We start from the raw sequence: 16,892 nt of genomic DNA, 5'->3' as shown, positions 1-16,892 counted from the left end.
GCTTTTCATTTATTTAATTAAATCCCGGATCACGTACAACCGTTCCAGTAAATGTGACTCTGTATTTTCCTAATCCTAATTCTTCAATAGAGGTTTGTTTTAAAATACCGACCCAGCCATCCTTTGCATAGACAATACTTTCTGGGATGTTCGATGTCGTATACGTTCTTGTTTCTGAGACAGTTCGACTTGCCTGAACCGTTATTTCACTTTTTGTTTGTTCCTTTGCTTCCACCGGAGCGGTTGTGACCCCGGCACCTGTTAAGACAATTGCTCCAACCAAAACAGAAGACATGACCTTTTTCATAAAAAAATCCCTCCCTTTTTTTGTTGAACATATTAACCATACCATAATTTAGTCCTTTTATAAGTTATTTTTTCATTTTTTTGAAAATTATGATATGATTGTCTTATGTTGGATAGAGAGTGTTCTATACTTCTATGCTTTTATCCTCATCTCATTCCGTCAAACAATTGTGAACGGAGGTGATTTCATGAAAAAATGGCTCATCTGTTTTCAACTTGTTTTCCTCTTCACCTTGACGACCACACCACTTGCTTCTGCTGCTTCATGCCCTACAGTGAAACCTTGTGTCATTGATCCTTAAGCATAAGAAAGGTCGATCAAGCCTATTCACTTGATCGACCTTTTTCGTTATGCTTGCTCTGCTTCCCAGCGGGCAACCTCTTCTCTTACTTTAGGAGCGACTTCTTTTCCAAATAACTCAATGGCTTTTAATACTTGATCATGCGGCATTGAACCAACCGGTACATGAAGCATAAAGCGCGTGATTCCTACATTTTTTCTAAGGTGAATCACTTTCTCTGCCACTGCATCTGGATCTCCTACATACAGCGCGCCTTCTAACGTTCTCGCTGCATCAAATGTAGAACGAGTATATGGACCCCAGCCTCGCTCTCTTGCTAATGTGTTCATCACATGCTGTGTGGAAGGGAAGAATTGGTCTGCTGCAAGATCTGTTTCTTCCGCAACAAATCCATGCGAATGTGACGCTACGGTTAATTTCTCTGGGTCATGTCCAGCGTGCACTGCCGCTTGCTTATACAGCTGTACAAGCGGTGCGAACTGTCTAGGACTCCCGCCAATGATGGCAAGTACTAGCGGCAGCCCCAATAATCCAGCACGTACAACAGATTCACGGTTTCCCCCACTGCCGATCCAGATTGGAAGCGGATCTTGAACGGGTCTTGGATATACCCCAACATCTTGAATAGATGGGCGATGCTTTCCGCTCCATGTTACACGCTCGGACTGCTGTAATTTGAGCAGCAAATCAAGCTTTTCTTCAAATAATTCTTCATAATCATTCAGGTCATAGCCAAAGAGCGGAAATGATTCAATAAATGAACCACGACCTGCCATGATCTCTGCACGCCCGTTTGATAGTCCATCTAATGTTGCAAAATCCTGAAAGACACGAACAGGATCTGCTGATGAAAGGACTGTCACTGCACTTGTCAGGCGGATATTCTTTGTTTGTGTTGCCGCAGCCGCTAAGACGACAGCTGGATTCGATGCAGCGAAATCTTGTCGATGATGCTCACCCACTCCAAATACATCAAGGCCGACTTGATCTGCTAAAATAATTTCTTCGACTACTTCTCGAATACGCTGTGCGTGACTGACTGTTTTTCCTGTTTGAAAATCAGGTGTTGTTTCTACAAATGTACTTATTCCTAGTTCCATGAGTGGAACCCCCTATCTTATAAGTATGTTACGAATTCAGAGACTGGCTTTCTGTAGCCTCTCGCTTGTCTACTCTCTACTTTTTCTTTTCCGAGTGTGATCATTAACACAGGAACCAAATCCGACTCGATATTTAACACCTTTTTCATGACATCAGGGTCAAAACCGATCATTGGGCACGTGTCCCATCCCTTGTTTTTGGCGGCGAGCATAAACAGCATCGCAGATAATGAAGCATTGCGGATCGCCTCTTCTTTCTGAAAATCCGCTCCTCTCTGTTCATAAAAGGTCATCGTCTCTCTGACCATTTCTTCGTATTGCTGCGTGTTTAAAATGCCAAGCATTTTCAGACCTTCATAGATGTTCCCCGCTTGCTGATAAGCATTTGGGTCTCCAAGTACAATAATTGCTGCTGAGGCGGAATGCACTTTATATTGTCCAAATGCAGCTTCTCTTACTTGTTCTTTGAGACCTTCTGTTTGGACGACGACATATTGTGTGTGCTGTAAGTTAAAAGCAGATGGTGCCATTTTGACTTCTTCAAATATGCTGTTAAGCTCTTCTCTCGAAATCGAGATATTTGGCAAAAAATTTGATGCGGATCGTCTTTCACGTACCAATGTATCAAAGCTGAGTGTCATCTTGTTTCCCCTTTTCGTGAAGTTGTTTTGCACCTAAACCGACTTTTTTTAGTAATTCAATGAGCTGTTCTTTTTCTTCTTTTTCAATAAAGGATAGGTTTTGCGAAATGACATCTGTGTGTTTAGGAAAAATGTCATCAAACAATTGCTTTCCTTTTTCCGTCAGCAATACATGAAATACACGTTTATCAGAGGGTGCACATTGCCTTTTCACCAGCTCTTGTTTTTCTAGTTTGTTCACGACATATGTCATGCTTCCACTTGGGATTGACAGGATGTCGCTGATCTTTTGGACAGGATGCGGCCCCTTACTATAGAGCAATTCAAGGATCTGAAAGTTCTCAAATCCGATATCATACCGTTCAATGTCTTTTTGGATATTTGTAAAAAGAGCTTGATAGGCTTTCATCCACACGCGGAATAGCCTTAAGTCTAATTCATGTTCATGCTGCACCATGGCAACTACTCCTTTTTTCAATAAATCCTAAAAATAGGATAAATTTATCCTAACACTAGGATATTTTATTGTCAACGAGTTTGTTTCATAAAAAAAAGACCACCTCAGGTCAGTGATCCTCTTCTTTTAAGACAAAATGCATTTCAGCTATCTGCTTGTATTGTTGTACTTCTTTTAATGAAAACCTGGATTCCATATCCGCTGGGGAAAACAGAGGAATGCCTCTCCCAATCATGACAGGTGCGATTTGAAGGTAAAGCTCATCAACCAATCCTGCTTTTATGAAAGACTGAAGCAGTTCCCCGCCGCCGACAATCCAGATATGCTGACCTGGTACATCTTTTAATTTTTTCACAAATGATAAGATATCTTCTCGAATGATATGAGTTCCTTTCAGACTGTCTTGTAAAGTTCGTGACATGATATAACAAGTCTTTCCTTCGTAAGGAAACTCATCTGGTGACAGCTGAAGAACCTGCTCATATGTATTTCGCCCCATGATCAGCGTATCAACTGACGCATAAAAGTCATCATAGCTCGTTTCTTCCTCGCCCTCTGTTCCTATTAGCCAATCGAGCCGGTGATCCTCTCTCGCTAAATAGCCATCGATACTCATCGCCCCATAAAAAAGCAGCTTCCTTTTCTGACTCAATCCCATCACTCCTTACCCTAAATAAGAACATATATTCTATCCCCATTGTATCAGAAAGGAAAGACAAAGGATACATGGGTTTGCCATCTTCCATTTTCATGTCTTCAAAACCGTGATTCAATAAGGTATCCTCTTCAGGTAATGATATAATAAAATCAGTTCAATCAATGATCATACTTGGAGGAGAGACTGATGATACGACGACTTGATCATATCGTGTTGACTGTACAACATATGGAGGACACCATTCGCTTTTATACAAACGTATTAGGAATGAAGGAAGAAACCTTTGGAGAAGGCCGTAAAGCGCTTCGTTTTGGTTTACAGAAGATCAACCTTCATGAAGCTGGTCATGAATTTGAACGGGCAGCGGCTCACCCACTTCCTGGCTCTAGTGATTTGTGCTTTATCACCGATTTAGATATGGATAGTCTGCTGCTGCACCTTCGCAAGCAAGTGGTTCCTATTGAAGAAGGGCCAGTCAGGCGCACAGGTACATTAGGTCCGATTGAATCTGTTTATATCCGTGATCCTGATCTGAATTTAATTGAAATTTCTCGATATATAGAGGAGGGTGATCCGTCATGACCCGCTTATTTTTGAGACCGATTGAAGAGCAGGATTATCCTGGTATTCAAAGAGGATGCCAGCATGCAGAAACTCTTTATATGACTGGCACACGCAAAACGTTCACACTAGAAGAGATTCGTTCAGCCTATACCCGATTTTTACAAGATGACAGCAGACGAGATTTCGCCATTTGTCTGCTAGACACGAAAGAAATGATTGGGGATGCGGCGATTGTGGACATTGATCCAATTAATCATACGGCAAGCTTCCGCATTGCGCTTCATGGACCAGAACATTTCCAAAAGGGCTATGGTACAGAAGCTGTCCGGATGGTTCAAGCATTCGCCTTTGATACATTAGAACTCAATCGTCTTGAGCTCGAAGTCTTTTCCCATAATCCAAGAGCCTTCAGAAGCTATGAGAAAGCCGGATTTCAATATGAAGGGAAAAGACGCCAAGCACTCTATTTCAATGGAACCTACTCAGATGTGATCATCATGGGCATCCTTCGTGAAGAATACAATCAGATGAACAGTGGAGATGCCCCCGCTTAAGAAGGGTCATCTTTTTTAAAAAATTGAATCGCTGTGACGATGATCAAACAAATCATGGAAGAGAGAACGATAGAGATGCTTGATATACTAAGCGCCATGCCTTCCCATCTGCCAATGAAGAAACTGGATATCAATAAAACCAATCCAAATAGAATGAAGCATATAGGGAGGATTAGCCCCGCATGACGGTGTCTGCGTCTTTTCCCTGCCCACCATGAGAGACACAATACAACGATTGTAAAAATAGCGGTTTGCAGCCAAAACATGTTATTTCACTCCCATTCTCTTTTTTATCTTATAACAATGGAGGTACTACCAATGAACATTAGACCCATTGAGCAAAAAGACAATCCGTATATCGCAGCGATTATCCGCCAGTCACTAGAATCGGCGAATTTGGCGATTGAAGGAACCGCCTACACTGATCCCCACCTTGACCAGCTTTTCGAATACTATCAATCATTGACTCATGCAGCCTATTGGATTGCTGAAGAGAATGGTGACATTGTAGGCGGCGTAGGCATTGCTCCATTTACAAACGACATCTGTGAATTACAAAAGCTTTATTTAAGTCCAAAGGCACAAGGAAAAGGTGCGGGCAAAAAACTGATGGATACGGCGCTGCAATATGCCTCTACATACTACGAAGCATGTTATTTAGAAACCCGCCAGGAATTAACTGCAGCCACCGGCCTTTATCAGCGATATGGCTTTTCTCTTCTCTCTGAACCGATTGATGGCTCTGAGCATTCTGCGATGGATGCTTGGTATCTCAAAACCTTCTCATCATGAGCCATAAAACACTCGATAGGTTTTTGTCCGCTGAAAGCCTAGCTTCTCTGCCAGTTTGATCGAAGCTAGGTGATGGACATCGTCAATCCCAATGCGGTGTCCTCTTATTTTCAAGACAGCTCCTGATCATATGCTGACCTGCCAGCTGCGCCAAACCTTTCCCCCGGCAGGCTTCTTCTGTCCAAATATCTATCTCCACACGATCTTCACTTGAAAAAATGGAGACACATTCACTCACCACGTTCTCTCCATCTAAGATGGCAACTCCGATTCCTTTTGATAGAAAGCAAGCCGCTTTCCCCCAATAGACTTCGTAATAGCTAGGTGGAAAAACCCTGCTTGCATTGATCACCAGTTCATTTGTCCGCTCTACTCTATAGCCCGGATGAGGCGCATGGACATAAGAATGTGCCTGCAGAAAAACGTACGCATGTCTTTCCATCTCATTCAGATGTGAACCAAGACATTTTTTCATCATCACATCTGTTGATTGATTCGCTGAAAATACGGTAAACCGGCCGTTTTGTCATCTCTGTCTTTCGTAAACATTCACAATGAAGGCCAAGCAGCGTGACAGCTCCGCTTCTCTCTTGCCTGCAACATAATAAATGCCGCATGCAGCTTCAAGAAAAAAAACAAGAGGGTGCTCTACATCATCTACATAAAGTTGTCCTTGTATGAAACCATCCATGACCGCATCTACAAACACTGGATATGCCGGGTCAATCTGGCGAATTCCTTCTTTCATCGATGGTGACCTTTGCTTCTCCAAGAGATGCACAGTGCTCCCTCCTTTCACGAACATGTTCTTTCCTTCCATTATAAATAAAAAGCTGCGCGCATGCAGTGACTCTTTTTACCCTTTACTGTGGAACTACTTTACCATCCCTGCACCTGTCAACATTCTCATCTCCACCGCCATCAATTTAGCCTTTCAATTAGGGGCGGCCGCGTTATATTCGACTGCTTTACTGCAATTGATTATGTTATTTCATCGGCATTGCCTTTCTGACACTGACTGGTCATATCATCGCCTTTCTGTTTTACAAAAAAGCATCAAAATCAAAAAATGGCAGAAGCATTGAATCATTTGAAGCCGCAGTCTTAAAAAAAAGAGACCTCGTTTGAAAGGTCTCTTACTTCTTCATTCATTATTCTGCCGCAGGCTCTTCTGCCTTCCCCTTCCAAATAAGGGTTAAGCCTAACCCAAGAAATAAGACAACACCTGCGAATAGAAATGGGAAATGTATATTTTGATCGAATAAAATGCCGCCAAGTGCTGGGCCGAAAATCGTACCTAGGCTTGTGTAGGTGGAGTTCATCCCTGCGACAAATCCTTGCTGGTTTCCAGCGATTTTGGATAAGAAGGTCGTTAATGCTGGTCGCAATAAATCAAACGCAAGGAAAATGACACATGTGACAATCAGTACAACCAAAAAGCCTGAAACGACTGTCGAAACGAAAGCAAGGACCGCTCCGACAATCAGGCATAGCTGAATGACTCTTTTCTCCCCTAGGGCATTAACCAGTTTACCAAACACAAGAACTTGGATGATGACCGCCACAATCGAGCTGACGGTAATGATGACGGCAATATCTTTTGGTCCAAATCCAAACTTATGATTTGTAAACAAGCTAAAGACTGTTTCATACGCAGATAGTCCAAAAGCGAGGACAAACACAATGATAAAGGCGATGAGATAGCTTGGATGAATCGATTTTTTCAAATCTTTAAAGAAAGTAGATTCCTTCACTTGACCCATTTGTTTCGCTCGCTCTTCTTTTGTTAATGGCTCCTTCAGCATAAACATAGACGAAATGACGGCAATAAACGCAATCCCTGCTGCAAAGAAGAATGGCAGGCGTACGCCATATTCTGCGATAAATCCGCCAATGCCCGGGCCAATAATAAAACCGGTACTAATGGCCGCTGACACATAGCCCATTGCCTTTGATCTTTCTTGAACGGTCGTGATATCTGCGACATAAGCAGTGACAGCCGGCATGATAAATGCCGCACTAATGCCGCCTAGCAGCCTTGCAAAATACAGCACATACACGTGTGTCCCAAGACCGAAGACGAGTTCTGATAACGCAAATAGAAACAGCCCTGACACAATCATAATCTTTCTTCCGTAGCGGTCTACCCATCTCCCTGCAATAGGTGAAGCAATGAGCTGAGCCACAGCAAACGCCGCCACAAGGTATCCCATCGTACTTCCTGTTAGATGCATCACGTTCATGAATAGCGGCATGACAGGAATGATGAGACCGATGCCTAAAAACGCAATAAATATATTACTTAATAAAATAACGAGTACAGCTTTTTGCTCACGAATCGGTTTTTGCATGATGTTTGTTTCTCCTTTACTGACTCACTTGTTACTCATGATGGTTGATTCCGTGAATAAACAATGAGATCGCCTCTTTTTGTAACTCTTTCTTCTGTTGGATGGTGTCACTTTTATATAACACGTCTAATCCGTAAAAAACGGAAAGTAATATTTTCACTTTTGACTCCACATGCTGAATTGACCAGCTGCCATCTTCGTTTCCTTCAAGTAAGATGTCTCTCATCACATCATCAAAGTCGGCATCAATCTTGTTCAGCCGTTCCATGACCTCGTCTGATGTAAAGGCACTTGCACAGAATTCCTCACTCGCTCTCATTAATGGGTAGTTAATCCCCATTTGACTGAGCAGCTCTGCAAATCCGGCGAGCTTATCAATGGCCCGGTGCATCGTTTGTTTCTCCTGATGCCACGTCTCCATCATCAAACGGTGATCCTCTTCCATGATATGAAGGAACAAGAACTCTTTTCCTTTAAAATGGTGATAGAGATTGCCTTTACTAACCTCAGCAGCCTCTAGAATATCCCGCACGGATGTTTCTGAATATCCTTTTGTCGCAAATAAATCACGAGAAGCGGTGACGATTTTTTGCTTCGTCTTTTCGCTCTTTCCAGCCCCGCTTTGTGTACTTGTCATCTTTCACAATCCCTTCTACCTTGCTTTTCTTTGCAAGGACAAATCAAAACCGACCAGTTGGTTTATTTTTTTTATTATAAATGGATCTTTTTCAAAATACAATGAAAAAGTCATCGAATTCATAAGGAGTGAATCATGTGAAAACAAACAATACGGTCATTTATGCCATCTCATCATTTAACATTCCTTAATATTTAACTTCACTTAACAATAAGGATTGCCTATAATAGAATAGAGGTGATGTCATTGGATGAGGAAATCATTCATTACGGTAAAAAAATCATTGAATATTCGAATGCACTAGGCTCTATCTATGTAGAAGAGTATCAACGATTTTTAAAACATGAGTATGCAGATTTATCAGCCAAACAAGAGCTGACACTTGAATTATTACGGACAAAAACGAGAACAATCAACGAACTAGCTGATTACTTTTCAATTTCGGCAAGTGCCGCTAGCCAGCTTGTCTCAAAGCTTGAGCAGCTTGGCTATGTCAAACGAGAAATTAATCCACATAACCGAAGAGAAATCATTGTTGATTTTGCTCAAAAGGGTCATGACTATCACAAGAATACGGAAGAAATTCAATTGCACCTTATTCAAAAATACTATGCAAAGCTTCCAAAAGAAGATTTAAAAACATTATTATCTCTATACGAAAAAATCTATCAGATTGCGAAAGAAGCGCCTTAATCCGGTGTTTTTCTCCAACATTTAAGTTAGATAAACTATTAAGGGGATGAAAATATGGGTAGGATTCATTTACAAGATGGACGTCATATTGGTTTGTGTGAATACGGTGATCTTGAAGGATTTCCAGTATTCTTTTTTCACGGAACTCCTGGATCAAGAGTCATGTTTTTAGAAGATGACCCAATCTCTAAAGAGCACGGTGTTCGCCTCATCTGTTTAGACAGACCTGGATTTGGTTTATCTACCCCTCAACCTGACCGTACGATTTTAGACTGGGCAAAAGACGTGCTGGAAGTAGCAGATCATCTAGGCATTCACCATTTTTCAGTGATGGGTGTATCTGGAGGCGGCGCATTCGCTGCTGGCTGTGCTTATCAATTGCCGAATCGAGTCCTTTCAGCCGCTCTGATCTCAAGTACAACGCCATTTCAGGACGGAAAACCGCCTAAGAGTATGCTCAAAGAGAACAAATTGGCTTTTTTCCTGAGTAAGAAGTTCCCTTGGCTATTGAAAGCAAGCTATCGTTCCCAGAAAAAAATGATTGAGAAAAAACCAGAGAAATTTAAGAAGCTGGCCAAAAATGGGAACAAACATTTACATCCATGGGACCGTCAATTCCTTCAAACCGATGAGCAGCTCGAGATGATGATGACGCATTTACACGAAGCCACTCGTCAATCGGTGGATGAATGTATTCATGAACCATATTTGCTCTCGCAGCCATGGGCATTCGATATGAAAGATATACAAATCCCTGTTGATGTATGGCATGGAAAAGAGGATACGATGGCTCCATTTGTAGAAATAGAAAAAATGGCTCCTAGTATTCCAAACGTCAAAACCTATTATATAGATCAAGCGGGACATTTTCTTACAGATGTAGACGATATATGGCGAGATATTTTACTCTCTTTAAAAACACGTGCTGAAAAGTATCATCAGGAACATGCATAAAAAAAGACCCGAAGCTTCGGGTCCCTTTCTTCATTAATATTTTTCATAATATGTCTGTACTTTATCTGGATCTTTTGTCTTCGTTAGAGCGAGCATAAGCAGAATGCGCGCTTTTTGTGGATTTAATGAATCCGATGACACAAAGTGATGTTCATCATCCATTTTTTCGTGGGTCACAATTCCATTTCCCGCACGGCTTGATCTCACGAGGACCACATCTTTCTTCACTGCATCTGTTGCCCCTTTGATGGCTTCTGTTGACATCGTTCCATTTCCTGCTGCGGCAACGACAATGCCTTTCGCTCCTGCTTTTACAGCTGCATCATACACATATTTTTGATCATTTTGATAGCCATATAAAATATCGACTTGTGGCAATTCTTTTATTTTCGATACATCAAATTCACTATCAGTTGTATGTTTTCTTGTCGTTTCGTTATAGAAGGAAACCACTTCACCAGCAATTTCTCCAATGTAGCCTTGCTCAAGTGACTTGAAGGAATCGGTTGTGGTCGTGTTTGTCTTTGTAATAAATCGAGCTGAGGCAATTCGGTCATTTAACGTGACCATGACACCTTTGCCCTTTGCTTCTTTTATAGAGGCAATTTTGACAGCATGATACAAGTTCAGCGGACCGTCCGCACTGATAGCAGACGCTGGTCTCATTGAGCCAACGACCACAACTGGCTTATCACTTTTGACAACCAGATGTAGAAAGTAAGCTGTTTCTTCAAGTGTGTCTGTACCATGCGTGATGACTATGCCATCCACCTGATCATCATTTAAGAGTTGATTCACTCGTTTGGCTAATTTTAAAAGAAGGGCATTATCAACATTTTCACTGCCAACATTCGCTACCTGCTCACCGGTAACGTTTGCAATATCCTTTAGCTGAGGAACTGAAGCAATGACTTTATCGATGCCAAGTGAACCGGATTTATATCCTGTCGTATCTGTATCACTGTCCGAACTGCCAGCAATCGTCCCGCCTGTCGCTAATACCTTAATATTAGATAAGGACTTATTCCCTGTTTCTACGGCTGTCGTTTTGTCCTTTGATTCATTAGTTGCGCTTTCTTTTTCGCTTTGATTTTTCTCTTGGGTACTTGTATTGGCACAAGCTGCTGTCGACAGTAATAAAGCAGAAAGAAGGACAGCACCTAACCATTTTGTTACGTTCATTCGATCATCTCTCTTCTTAAATGTGATGGATTCAAAGCTAGATCTCTTTCTATAGGGTTTACTTTATACCATTCCTTCATTCATCGGCATGAGGCGAAAGATACAGAACCAAATAAAGGAAAAAAGATATTATCACAATTACTTCTTTACATCTAAATACCTAACTTTATTTTTAAAAAAGGAGATATTGAGATTGTTCAATCAATAAAAGTAAACAATACTAGATCATCAATTTATGATAAAATATAGTAAATTTTACAAAAAAGGAGTATACGTATTGCAAATGCTTCAATCATTTCACAAAATCCTAATAACACTATTCCTTAGTTCGATTTTACTCAGTCTGTTCGTATGCTTCTATCCACCGATTCAGGGAGAGCCTGCGTTCCTGGTATTTTACATTCCCATCTTTTTTGTTTATTATTTCGTTTTTGCGGTTCCTTTGCAGTTGTTGTTTTCTTTGCAGCCAAAGGCTTTCCATCCTCTTTATTTAACCGCTTATTTACTGATTGCAATGGTTGTCATGCTTTTTGTCATTGATGGTATTGGGAGCTCGGCATCTGTGCCTATCGTCATCATGAGCAGTCTCATCTACTGGGTCTCTGATTCTTTGCTTTATCAAAGAACATATGAAAAAAACACCTAATGTGAAGGTGTTTTTTTCATCAAATAATTGTTATCCATTTTGAGTTTGAGCGGATTTCGCAGGGCGGACGAGTTCCTGTTCTATATAATGACGAGCGTATACTTTGTGATGTTCAATAGCTTACATACTTCTCCACTTGTTACATACGTCACTAGATTCCCTCCTTGTGTACACATTCTAAACCATGTGGTTACCATACAGTCAATCATGCCATAAAAAAATCACCGAGGAAATCTGCCCTCAGTGATGTGTCATTTCTATTTCATACTTGGACCAGCATGTGAAAAAATCGGGTCTTTCAATTCAAAGTCAAATGTCTTGCCGTCAACAATACCGACTGTTTTTTCATGATCATAAAGCTCGAGCAGACAAGCTGCCATTTCTTTTGATGTATGATATTTCTTGATATTGCCTTCATATTCAAATTGGTCTACATCTAATGAACGCTTTGCAAATTCTGATTCTGTCGCGGAAGGCGCTAATACTTTTGCCTGTAAGTTAGCTCCTTTTTCTTTCAACTCTAGTGCTAGTCCTTCTGTAAAGGCGCTCACGTAAAACTTCGTGGCTGAATAGGTGACGGCATTGCCGACGACTGTATAGCCCGCTCTTGAAGAAATGTTGATCAGCTGCGCCCCTTCTACTTGCTCATAATCACGAACAAATAAAGTGGATAAAATCGTTAAGGCTTCGATATTCAGATGAAGCATATCTCCAATTTTTCTTACATCCTGTTCTCCTATTGAACCAAAATGGCCGAACCCTGCATTATTAATGAAGGTGTCAAGCTCATATTCAGCCAACGATTCATAAAATGAATACACTTGCTCCATGTCGGTTAAATCGACAGACTGTATGTTTACTTTGATATCGGGATATTGATCAAGAATCTCTTTCTTCAGTTCTTGGAGTTTCTCGAGCCGGCGTGCAGCTAAAATAAGGTTTTTGCCTCGTGCTGCAAAGGCTAGCGCCGCCTCATACCCAATACCTGAACTTGCTCCTGTAATGACTGTATAGCTCATTTATATCCCCCTATTAACGTCTTCTAACTGGTTAAATTATAACGACAGCACTTCGCTCTAGTCAATTTTGAAGAGAATCACAGGGTTTATTAACTTGTCTCACTTCATTCATCATGTTGGAGGATGTCATGTTGAGATTTTTTTGTTAATTTGTGAAAAACCAATTGGTAGGAATGTTCGATTAACTCCTCTACAAATGAAGATGGAATGTCCGCATCAAGGTAAATCGAATTCCAATGAGTCTTATTCATATAATAGCCCGGAATAATCCCCTCATGCGCCTCTCTTAGTTCTTCAGCACGTTGAGGGTCACATTTTAAAGTGATGACAGGTTTTCGTTTCGCATCTCCGCCCATCATAGCAAACATCTTTCCACCAATATGATAACGATCTGCCTGCCATTCTGGCTGATAATCATGGGTTACTCCTTTTAAAGAAAGACAAAATGCCTGTAGTTTCTCTTTTTCCATTAGATTCGCTCCTTTTTTAAGTCGTCTTCTATTCTTTCTATTATATCGACAATGAAGGCAGATATCTGATCTTTTGTAACCCACTTCTTTCTCAAGCAACAATAAAAGCACAGTCCCGCTGGGCTCTGTGCTTTAACATCACTGTTCCTTTCTTATTCAAATGCCTTCTTCAATTGATCACTCATCAGATGCCAAGCCTCTTCAGCTATTGCTAAATCTCCGGCATGCGTGAAGGCGTGAGGGACTCCTTTAAACTGTCTGTACGTGACGTCTACCCCTGCTTCTTTTAACTTCTCCGCATATTGTTCGGCTTCTTGAGCTAGCGAATCTCTTTCAGCTGTGATAACGAGAGCTGGTGGCATTTGTGCCAAGGATGAACGATCAGCAAAGATCGGAGAAACGAGCGGATTGTGCGGATCTTGGCCTTGCAGATAGAAGGCATTAAAGAGTCTCGCCATTTCAACTGGGATCGCTTCTTCAAACGCTGGCTTTTGTGCTGGATCAGTGGCTAAATCAAGCGGCGGATAATCAAGCACTTGATAGACAATAGGAAGTTGGTGCCCTTTTTGAATATTTAAGAGACAAGCAGCCGTTGCCAAGTTTCCTCCTGCGCTATGTCCGCCAATGGCTACTCTATTGGGATCTATTTGAAGCTCATCAGGATGTTCATACAGCCACTTCAGCACATCGTAGCATTCATGAAGGGCGGCCGGGAAAGGGTGCTCTGGGGCAAGCTGATACTCCACATTGACGACGATACATTGCGCTCGGTCTGCAATGACCGGACACCAATGGTTATCCATTTCAGCACTGCCTAGGATAAATCCTCCGCCATGTAAATTCACAAAAACAGGAAGCGGCTGCTTTGATGTGTTGACCGGCTTAAATACCCATACCTTTGTTTCGCCAGCACTTGTTGGAATGTCATATTCCATTTTGTTTACTTCAGGAGGATGGACTGGTTTTAGTTCCGATTGACTCGGTAATGAACCTTCAGCTGGTTGACGTAATGAAGCAGCGATTTTGATTTGTTCTTCTAAGTTCATGATCTCAGTCTCCTATCTTATTCATTTCTTCTAACTCATTCGTTCCTTTTTCCTCTTTTCCTTCTACTGAATTAGCAGCACATTCTCATTGGTTCACTTTTTATCTATCTCCCCATTTTCGCTCTCTTTGAAACAAGCATTGGGCAAATAAAAAAAGCACTGCGGCGCTAGGTCCTCAGTGCTTTTCATCTATTTTATGAAACTTGCTGTTCTACTTTCACTCGTTTAATGAAGAAAGCGATGATCAAACCAATGACGGTCATGATCACAGCAAAGATAAATGCATGCTGGACGCCATTTGTAAAGGCGAGCAGCTGGTTCATCGGATTTGCAGGATCAGCCACATTTTCCATAAAGCTGCGGGTCCCTGATGAAAGGATCGAAATACCGACCGCAGTACCAATAGCTCCTGACACCTGCTGCAATGTATTCATAATCGCTGTACCATGCGGATATAGCTCTGGCGGCAGCTGATTTAATCCATTTGTTTGTGCAGGCATCATGATCATCGCGATTCCGACCATTAACGTAATATGAAGGGTCACAATGTATCCAATCGATGTATTCACACTTAAATTCGTGAAGCCAAACATCGTCGCTGCGACAATGACAAGCCCTGGAATCACAAGCCATTTTGGTCCAAACTTATCAAATAGCCCACCCATGATTGGAGATAACAGACCGTTGATAATTCCACCAGGCAATAGCATTAAACCTGCTGTAAATGTCGTTAGTGCCAAGGATGTTTGCAGATACAATGGCAAAATCATCATAGCAGACAGCATCACCATCATACACACTAAGATCAGCAGTAACCCAATGACAAACATCGGATATTTAAACGGGCTTAAGTTCAGCATCGGTTCCTTCATATTCAACTGTCTGAGAGAGAATACAAGAATCCCAATGACACCTACTACAATTGCAACGATAACATGCATACTGCTCCAGCCGCCGCCTTCACCGGCACTGCTAAAGCCATACACAATTCCTCCGAAACCAATGGTTGAAAGCACAATCGATAAAATGTCGATTTTTGGTCTTGTTGGCTCCGTAATATTTTGCATAAAGATAAAACCAAAGACGAGTGCAGCTATTAATAACGGAAGTGAAATCCAGAAAATCCAATGCCAAGTCAGCGATTTCAAAATAAGACCAGAGACTGTTGGACCAACAGCTGGTGCAAACATGATCACAAGACCTATAATCCCCATTGATCTGCCTCGTTTATGAGGCGGGATGATCACCAAAATCGTATTGAACATCAATGGAAGAAGCAATGCTGTACCGACTGCCTGCACGACACGTGCCACCATTAAAATACTAAAGACTGGCGCAACCGCTGCAATAAATGTTCCAATGATCGAAAAGATGAGCGACGTAATGAAAAGCTGTCTTGTTGTAAACCATTGAAGAATGAGTCCTGAAATTGGTACGAGAATACCAAGTGTTAATAAATATCCTGTTGTCAGCCACTGAGCTGTCGTTGCTTCAATACCAAAGTCTAACGTTAAGCTTCTCAGCGCCATATTTAGTGCCGTTTCACTGAACAGGCCAATAAAACCAGCTGTAATAAATGAGATAATAATGGGCAGCGTTCGAATATGAGAAGCTGCTGCTTGCTGTTTGTTCATAGTAGGTTGGCTCCTTTTCTTTTTCAATTTAGATCAATCATAGGAAGTCAGGCTGGTCAGAAATGAGCCACTTCAATGTCTATTGAAAACAGATAAAATCTGTTTCTCTGCAGCGAATTGAGCGATTTTTTCGATTGAATAACCAGATTCACAAATATAAAACATCAGTTCAGGCGTCATCGGAGAGGACATACATAATGTCGTCAGCTCAATATCCTGTATGTTCGCTTCCCCTTTTTCTTCTGCTTCCTCCAGCAAATCACGAATGATTTGTTTAAGCGATTGACTGTAATGACAATCATACACTTTACTTGTCTGTTCTAAATTCCCAGAGATTGTAAGCATCCGAATCCAGTCTAAGTGATGACCGACGATGAGATGAATTTCTTCGAGCACATAACGCAAACGTTCACGAACCGGCTGGTCACTGATTTTGCTCAAGTAAAGATGCAAAGCAGGGATCAGCTGTTCAAATTTTTCTCCAAGGATAGAAAGGCATAAATCACTTTTATTGGCATAGCGGCGGTAAAGAGTGCCCTGCCCAACACCAGCTGTTTTGGCAATTTTATGCATGCTGACATTTTCCACGCCAAATTCCTGAAACAAAGAAAAAGCGACCTCTTCAATTTCCTTTCCAATATCCTTTTCCATGATGCCTCACCTTCTTTACCTTCAACCATATTGCACTTATCTCTATGTGTTAAATCTCATCTCTTTTGATTCTCATTAGGACAATTGTCCCGATATTATCTTACGGACAACTGTCCGCTTTGTCAATCATTCTTTATTAAATGGCATGAAAAATATCAAAAACTCAATTTTAACGAATGAGTTTTTGATGACCTTTTGCTGTTTATACCATTTTCTTTAGTAACTTCCTATGAAA

22 protein-coding genes are annotated in these 16,892 nt (G+C 41.3%); 6 read left to right on the top strand and 16 right to left on the bottom strand.

Going from position 1 to position 16,892, the window contains the following annotated elements; translation table 11 throughout:
• Nucleotides 1-13: 13 nt before the first annotated feature.
• The 5 genes from MKZ03_RS02715 to MKZ03_RS02695 all read right to left on the bottom strand — a co-directional run bounded on the left by MKZ03_RS02715 (nucleotide 14) and on the right by MKZ03_RS02695 (nucleotide 3,458).
• A complete protein-coding gene (locus MKZ03_RS02715; RefSeq protein ID WP_307499131.1) occupies nucleotides 14-307 on the bottom strand; it encodes a hypothetical protein in 294 nt (97 codons plus the stop codon).
• Nucleotides 308-655: 348 nt separating this feature from the next.
• The gene (locus tag MKZ03_RS02710) at nucleotides 656-1,708 is read right to left on the bottom strand and encodes an LLM class flavin-dependent oxidoreductase (protein ID WP_095286274.1); all 1,053 of its coding nucleotides are present in this window, start codon (nucleotides 1,706-1,708) and stop codon (nucleotides 656-658) included.
• A 17-nt stretch (nucleotides 1,709-1,725) separates the two neighbouring features.
• Nucleotides 1,726-2,349 carry a nitroreductase family protein gene (locus MKZ03_RS02705; RefSeq protein WP_340971794.1) on the bottom strand — a complete coding sequence of 208 codons (624 nt, stop codon included), beginning with the start codon at nucleotides 2,347-2,349 and terminating at the stop codon, nucleotides 1,726-1,728.
• Nucleotides 2,333-2,806, bottom strand: a complete 474-nt coding sequence (locus MKZ03_RS02700; protein WP_034665998.1) for a MarR family winged helix-turn-helix transcriptional regulator — start codon at nucleotides 2,804-2,806, stop codon at nucleotides 2,333-2,335. Before MKZ03_RS02700 ends, MKZ03_RS02705 begins: the two co-directional genes overlap by 17 nt.
• A 109-nt stretch (nucleotides 2,807-2,915) precedes the next feature.
• Nucleotides 2,916-3,458 carry a dihydrofolate reductase family protein gene (locus MKZ03_RS02695; protein WP_052004395.1) on the bottom strand — a complete coding sequence of 181 codons (543 nt, stop codon included), beginning with the start codon at nucleotides 3,456-3,458 and terminating at the stop codon, nucleotides 2,916-2,918.
• A 192-nt stretch (nucleotides 3,459-3,650) separates the two neighbouring features.
• Here MKZ03_RS02695 and MKZ03_RS02690 point away from each other — a divergent pair, with 192 nt between their 5' ends.
• On the top strand, nucleotides 3,651-4,046 hold the full coding sequence (locus tag MKZ03_RS02690; protein WP_034666005.1) for a VOC family protein: 396 nt from the start codon (nucleotides 3,651-3,653) through the stop codon (nucleotides 4,044-4,046).
• A complete protein-coding gene (locus MKZ03_RS02685) occupies nucleotides 4,043-4,582 on the top strand; it encodes a GNAT family N-acetyltransferase (protein WP_034666010.1) in 540 nt (179 codons plus the stop codon). Before MKZ03_RS02690 ends, MKZ03_RS02685 begins: the two co-directional genes overlap by 4 nt.
• Here MKZ03_RS02685 and MKZ03_RS02680 read toward each other — a convergent pair.
• On the bottom strand, nucleotides 4,579-4,848 hold the full coding sequence (locus MKZ03_RS02680) for a YesK-like family protein (protein WP_060595619.1): 270 nt from the start codon (nucleotides 4,846-4,848) through the stop codon (nucleotides 4,579-4,581). The genes MKZ03_RS02685 and MKZ03_RS02680 overlap by 4 nt on opposite strands.
• A 52-nt stretch (nucleotides 4,849-4,900) precedes the next feature.
• Here MKZ03_RS02680 and MKZ03_RS02675 point away from each other — a divergent pair, with 52 nt between their 5' ends.
• The gene (locus tag MKZ03_RS02675) at nucleotides 4,901-5,374 is read left to right on the top strand and encodes a GNAT family N-acetyltransferase (protein ID WP_034666017.1); all 474 of its coding nucleotides are present in this window, start codon (nucleotides 4,901-4,903) and stop codon (nucleotides 5,372-5,374) included.
• Between the two features lie 82 nt (nucleotides 5,375-5,456).
• Here the strand turns inward: MKZ03_RS02675 and MKZ03_RS02670 are convergent, their stop codons facing one another.
• The 4 genes from MKZ03_RS02670 to MKZ03_RS02655 form a co-directional block, all read right to left on the bottom strand.
• Nucleotides 5,457-5,849 (bottom strand): GNAT family N-acetyltransferase, encoded by a 393-nt coding sequence (locus MKZ03_RS02670; RefSeq protein WP_340971789.1) that lies wholly within the window; start codon nucleotides 5,847-5,849, stop codon nucleotides 5,457-5,459.
• 51 nt (nucleotides 5,850-5,900) lie between these two features.
• Entirely contained in the window at nucleotides 5,901-6,155 is a 255-nt protein-coding gene (locus tag MKZ03_RS02665) for a hypothetical protein (protein WP_340971786.1), read from the bottom strand.
• A 370-nt stretch (nucleotides 6,156-6,525) separates the two neighbouring features.
• Complete coding sequence (locus MKZ03_RS02660) at nucleotides 6,526-7,725, bottom strand: MFS transporter (protein ID WP_060595617.1); 1,200 nt, start codon at nucleotides 7,723-7,725, stop codon at nucleotides 6,526-6,528.
• A gap of 31 nt (nucleotides 7,726-7,756) precedes the next feature.
• The gene (locus MKZ03_RS02655; RefSeq protein ID WP_341030821.1) at nucleotides 7,757-8,362 is read right to left on the bottom strand and encodes a TetR/AcrR family transcriptional regulator; all 606 of its coding nucleotides are present in this window, start codon (nucleotides 8,360-8,362) and stop codon (nucleotides 7,757-7,759) included.
• 240 nt (nucleotides 8,363-8,602) lie between these two features.
• Here MKZ03_RS02655 and MKZ03_RS02650 point away from each other — a divergent pair, with 240 nt between their 5' ends.
• Complete coding sequence (locus tag MKZ03_RS02650) at nucleotides 8,603-9,055, top strand: MarR family winged helix-turn-helix transcriptional regulator (protein WP_034666030.1); 453 nt, start codon at nucleotides 8,603-8,605, stop codon at nucleotides 9,053-9,055.
• Between the two features lie 54 nt (nucleotides 9,056-9,109).
• Entirely contained in the window at nucleotides 9,110-10,009 is a 900-nt protein-coding gene (locus MKZ03_RS02645; protein WP_334750840.1) for an alpha/beta fold hydrolase, read from the top strand.
• A 33-nt stretch (nucleotides 10,010-10,042) separates the two neighbouring features.
• Here MKZ03_RS02645 and MKZ03_RS02640 read toward each other — a convergent pair whose 3' ends face one another.
• Nucleotides 10,043-11,191: a type II asparaginase gene (locus tag MKZ03_RS02640; protein WP_034666034.1), complete on the bottom strand. Its 1,149-nt coding sequence runs from the start codon at nucleotides 11,189-11,191 to the stop codon at nucleotides 10,043-10,045.
• Nucleotides 11,192-11,651: 460 nt separating this feature from the next.
• Here MKZ03_RS02640 and MKZ03_RS18945 point away from each other — a divergent pair, with 460 nt between their 5' ends.
• Nucleotides 11,652-11,837: a hypothetical protein gene (locus MKZ03_RS18945; RefSeq protein WP_400559857.1), complete on the top strand. Its 186-nt coding sequence runs from the start codon at nucleotides 11,652-11,654 to the stop codon at nucleotides 11,835-11,837.
• Between the two features lie 257 nt (nucleotides 11,838-12,094).
• Here the strand turns inward: MKZ03_RS18945 and MKZ03_RS02630 are convergent, their stop codons facing one another.
• From MKZ03_RS02630 to MKZ03_RS02610, 5 genes are all read right to left on the bottom strand, one after another.
• Nucleotides 12,095-12,856 carry an SDR family NAD(P)-dependent oxidoreductase gene (locus tag MKZ03_RS02630; protein ID WP_334750838.1) on the bottom strand — a complete coding sequence of 254 codons (762 nt, stop codon included), beginning with the start codon at nucleotides 12,854-12,856 and terminating at the stop codon, nucleotides 12,095-12,097.
• 104 nt (nucleotides 12,857-12,960) lie between these two features.
• Nucleotides 12,961-13,326: an MmcQ/YjbR family DNA-binding protein gene (locus MKZ03_RS02625; protein WP_066031275.1), complete on the bottom strand. Its 366-nt coding sequence runs from the start codon at nucleotides 13,324-13,326 to the stop codon at nucleotides 12,961-12,963.
• Nucleotides 13,327-13,478: 152 nt separating this feature from the next.
• Nucleotides 13,479-14,372, bottom strand: coding sequence for an alpha/beta hydrolase (locus tag MKZ03_RS02620; protein WP_034666043.1), 894 nt, complete (start codon nucleotides 14,370-14,372; stop codon nucleotides 13,479-13,481).
• Between the two features lie 194 nt (nucleotides 14,373-14,566).
• Nucleotides 14,567-16,006, bottom strand: a complete 1,440-nt coding sequence (locus MKZ03_RS02615; RefSeq protein ID WP_034666046.1) for a DHA2 family efflux MFS transporter permease subunit — start codon at nucleotides 16,004-16,006, stop codon at nucleotides 14,567-14,569.
• Nucleotides 16,007-16,078: 72 nt separating this feature from the next.
• The gene (locus MKZ03_RS02610; RefSeq protein ID WP_216454444.1) at nucleotides 16,079-16,657 is read right to left on the bottom strand and encodes a TetR/AcrR family transcriptional regulator; all 579 of its coding nucleotides are present in this window, start codon (nucleotides 16,655-16,657) and stop codon (nucleotides 16,079-16,081) included.
• Between the last annotated feature and the right edge of the window lie 235 nt (nucleotides 16,658-16,892).

Source organism: Bacillus sp. FSL R5-0431, from assembly GCF_038002985.1.
In the GTDB taxonomy this organism is placed as follows: Bacteria; Bacillota; Bacilli; order Bacillales; family Bacillaceae; genus Bacillus.
This window is presented reverse-complemented; position numbering and strand designations above follow the sequence as displayed.

Coding starts and splice junctions, on each gene's coding strand:
- MKZ03_RS02715 (WP_307499131.1), bottom strand. CDS start 307: ATGAAAAAGGTCATGTCTTCTGTTTTGGTTGGAGCAATTGTCTTAACA.
- MKZ03_RS02710 (WP_095286274.1), bottom strand. CDS start 1,708: ATGGAACTAGGAATAAGTACATTTGTAGAAACAACACCTGATTTTCAA.
- MKZ03_RS02705 (WP_340971794.1), bottom strand. CDS start 2,349: ATGACACTCAGCTTTGATACATTGGTACGTGAAAGACGATCCGCATCA.
- MKZ03_RS02700 (WP_034665998.1), bottom strand. CDS start 2,806: ATGGTGCAGCATGAACATGAATTAGACTTAAGGCTATTCCGCGTGTGG.
- MKZ03_RS02690 (WP_034666005.1), top strand. CDS start 3,651: ATGATACGACGACTTGATCATATCGTGTTGACTGTACAACATATGGAG.
- MKZ03_RS02685 (WP_034666010.1), top strand. CDS start 4,043: ATGACCCGCTTATTTTTGAGACCGATTGAAGAGCAGGATTATCCTGGT.
- MKZ03_RS02680 (WP_060595619.1), bottom strand. CDS start 4,848: ATGTTTTGGCTGCAAACCGCTATTTTTACAATCGTTGTATTGTGTCTC.
- MKZ03_RS02675 (WP_034666017.1), top strand. CDS start 4,901: ATGAACATTAGACCCATTGAGCAAAAAGACAATCCGTATATCGCAGCG.
- MKZ03_RS02670 (WP_340971789.1), bottom strand. CDS start 5,849: ATGAAAAAATGTCTTGGTTCACATCTGAATGAGATGGAAAGACATGCG.
- MKZ03_RS02660 (WP_060595617.1), bottom strand. CDS start 7,725: ATGCAAAAACCGATTCGTGAGCAAAAAGCTGTACTCGTTATTTTATTA.
- MKZ03_RS02655 (WP_341030821.1), bottom strand. CDS start 8,362: ATGACAAGTACACAAAGCGGGGCTGGAAAGAGCGAAAAGACGAAGCAA.
- MKZ03_RS02650 (WP_034666030.1), top strand. CDS start 8,603: ATGTCATTGGATGAGGAAATCATTCATTACGGTAAAAAAATCATTGAA.
- MKZ03_RS02645 (WP_334750840.1), top strand. CDS start 9,110: ATGGGTAGGATTCATTTACAAGATGGACGTCATATTGGTTTGTGTGAA.
- MKZ03_RS02640 (WP_034666034.1), bottom strand. CDS start 11,191: ATGAACGTAACAAAATGGTTAGGTGCTGTCCTTCTTTCTGCTTTATTA.
- MKZ03_RS02630 (WP_334750838.1), bottom strand. CDS start 12,856: ATGAGCTATACAGTCATTACAGGAGCAAGTTCAGGTATTGGGTATGAG.
- MKZ03_RS02625 (WP_066031275.1), bottom strand. CDS start 13,326: ATGGAAAAAGAGAAACTACAGGCATTTTGTCTTTCTTTAAAAGGAGTA.
- MKZ03_RS02620 (WP_034666043.1), bottom strand. CDS start 14,372: ATGAACTTAGAAGAACAAATCAAAATCGCTGCTTCATTACGTCAACCA.
- MKZ03_RS02615 (WP_034666046.1), bottom strand. CDS start 16,006: ATGAACAAACAGCAAGCAGCAGCTTCTCATATTCGAACGCTGCCCATT.
- MKZ03_RS02610 (WP_216454444.1), bottom strand. CDS start 16,657: ATGGAAAAGGATATTGGAAAGGAAATTGAAGAGGTCGCTTTTTCTTTG.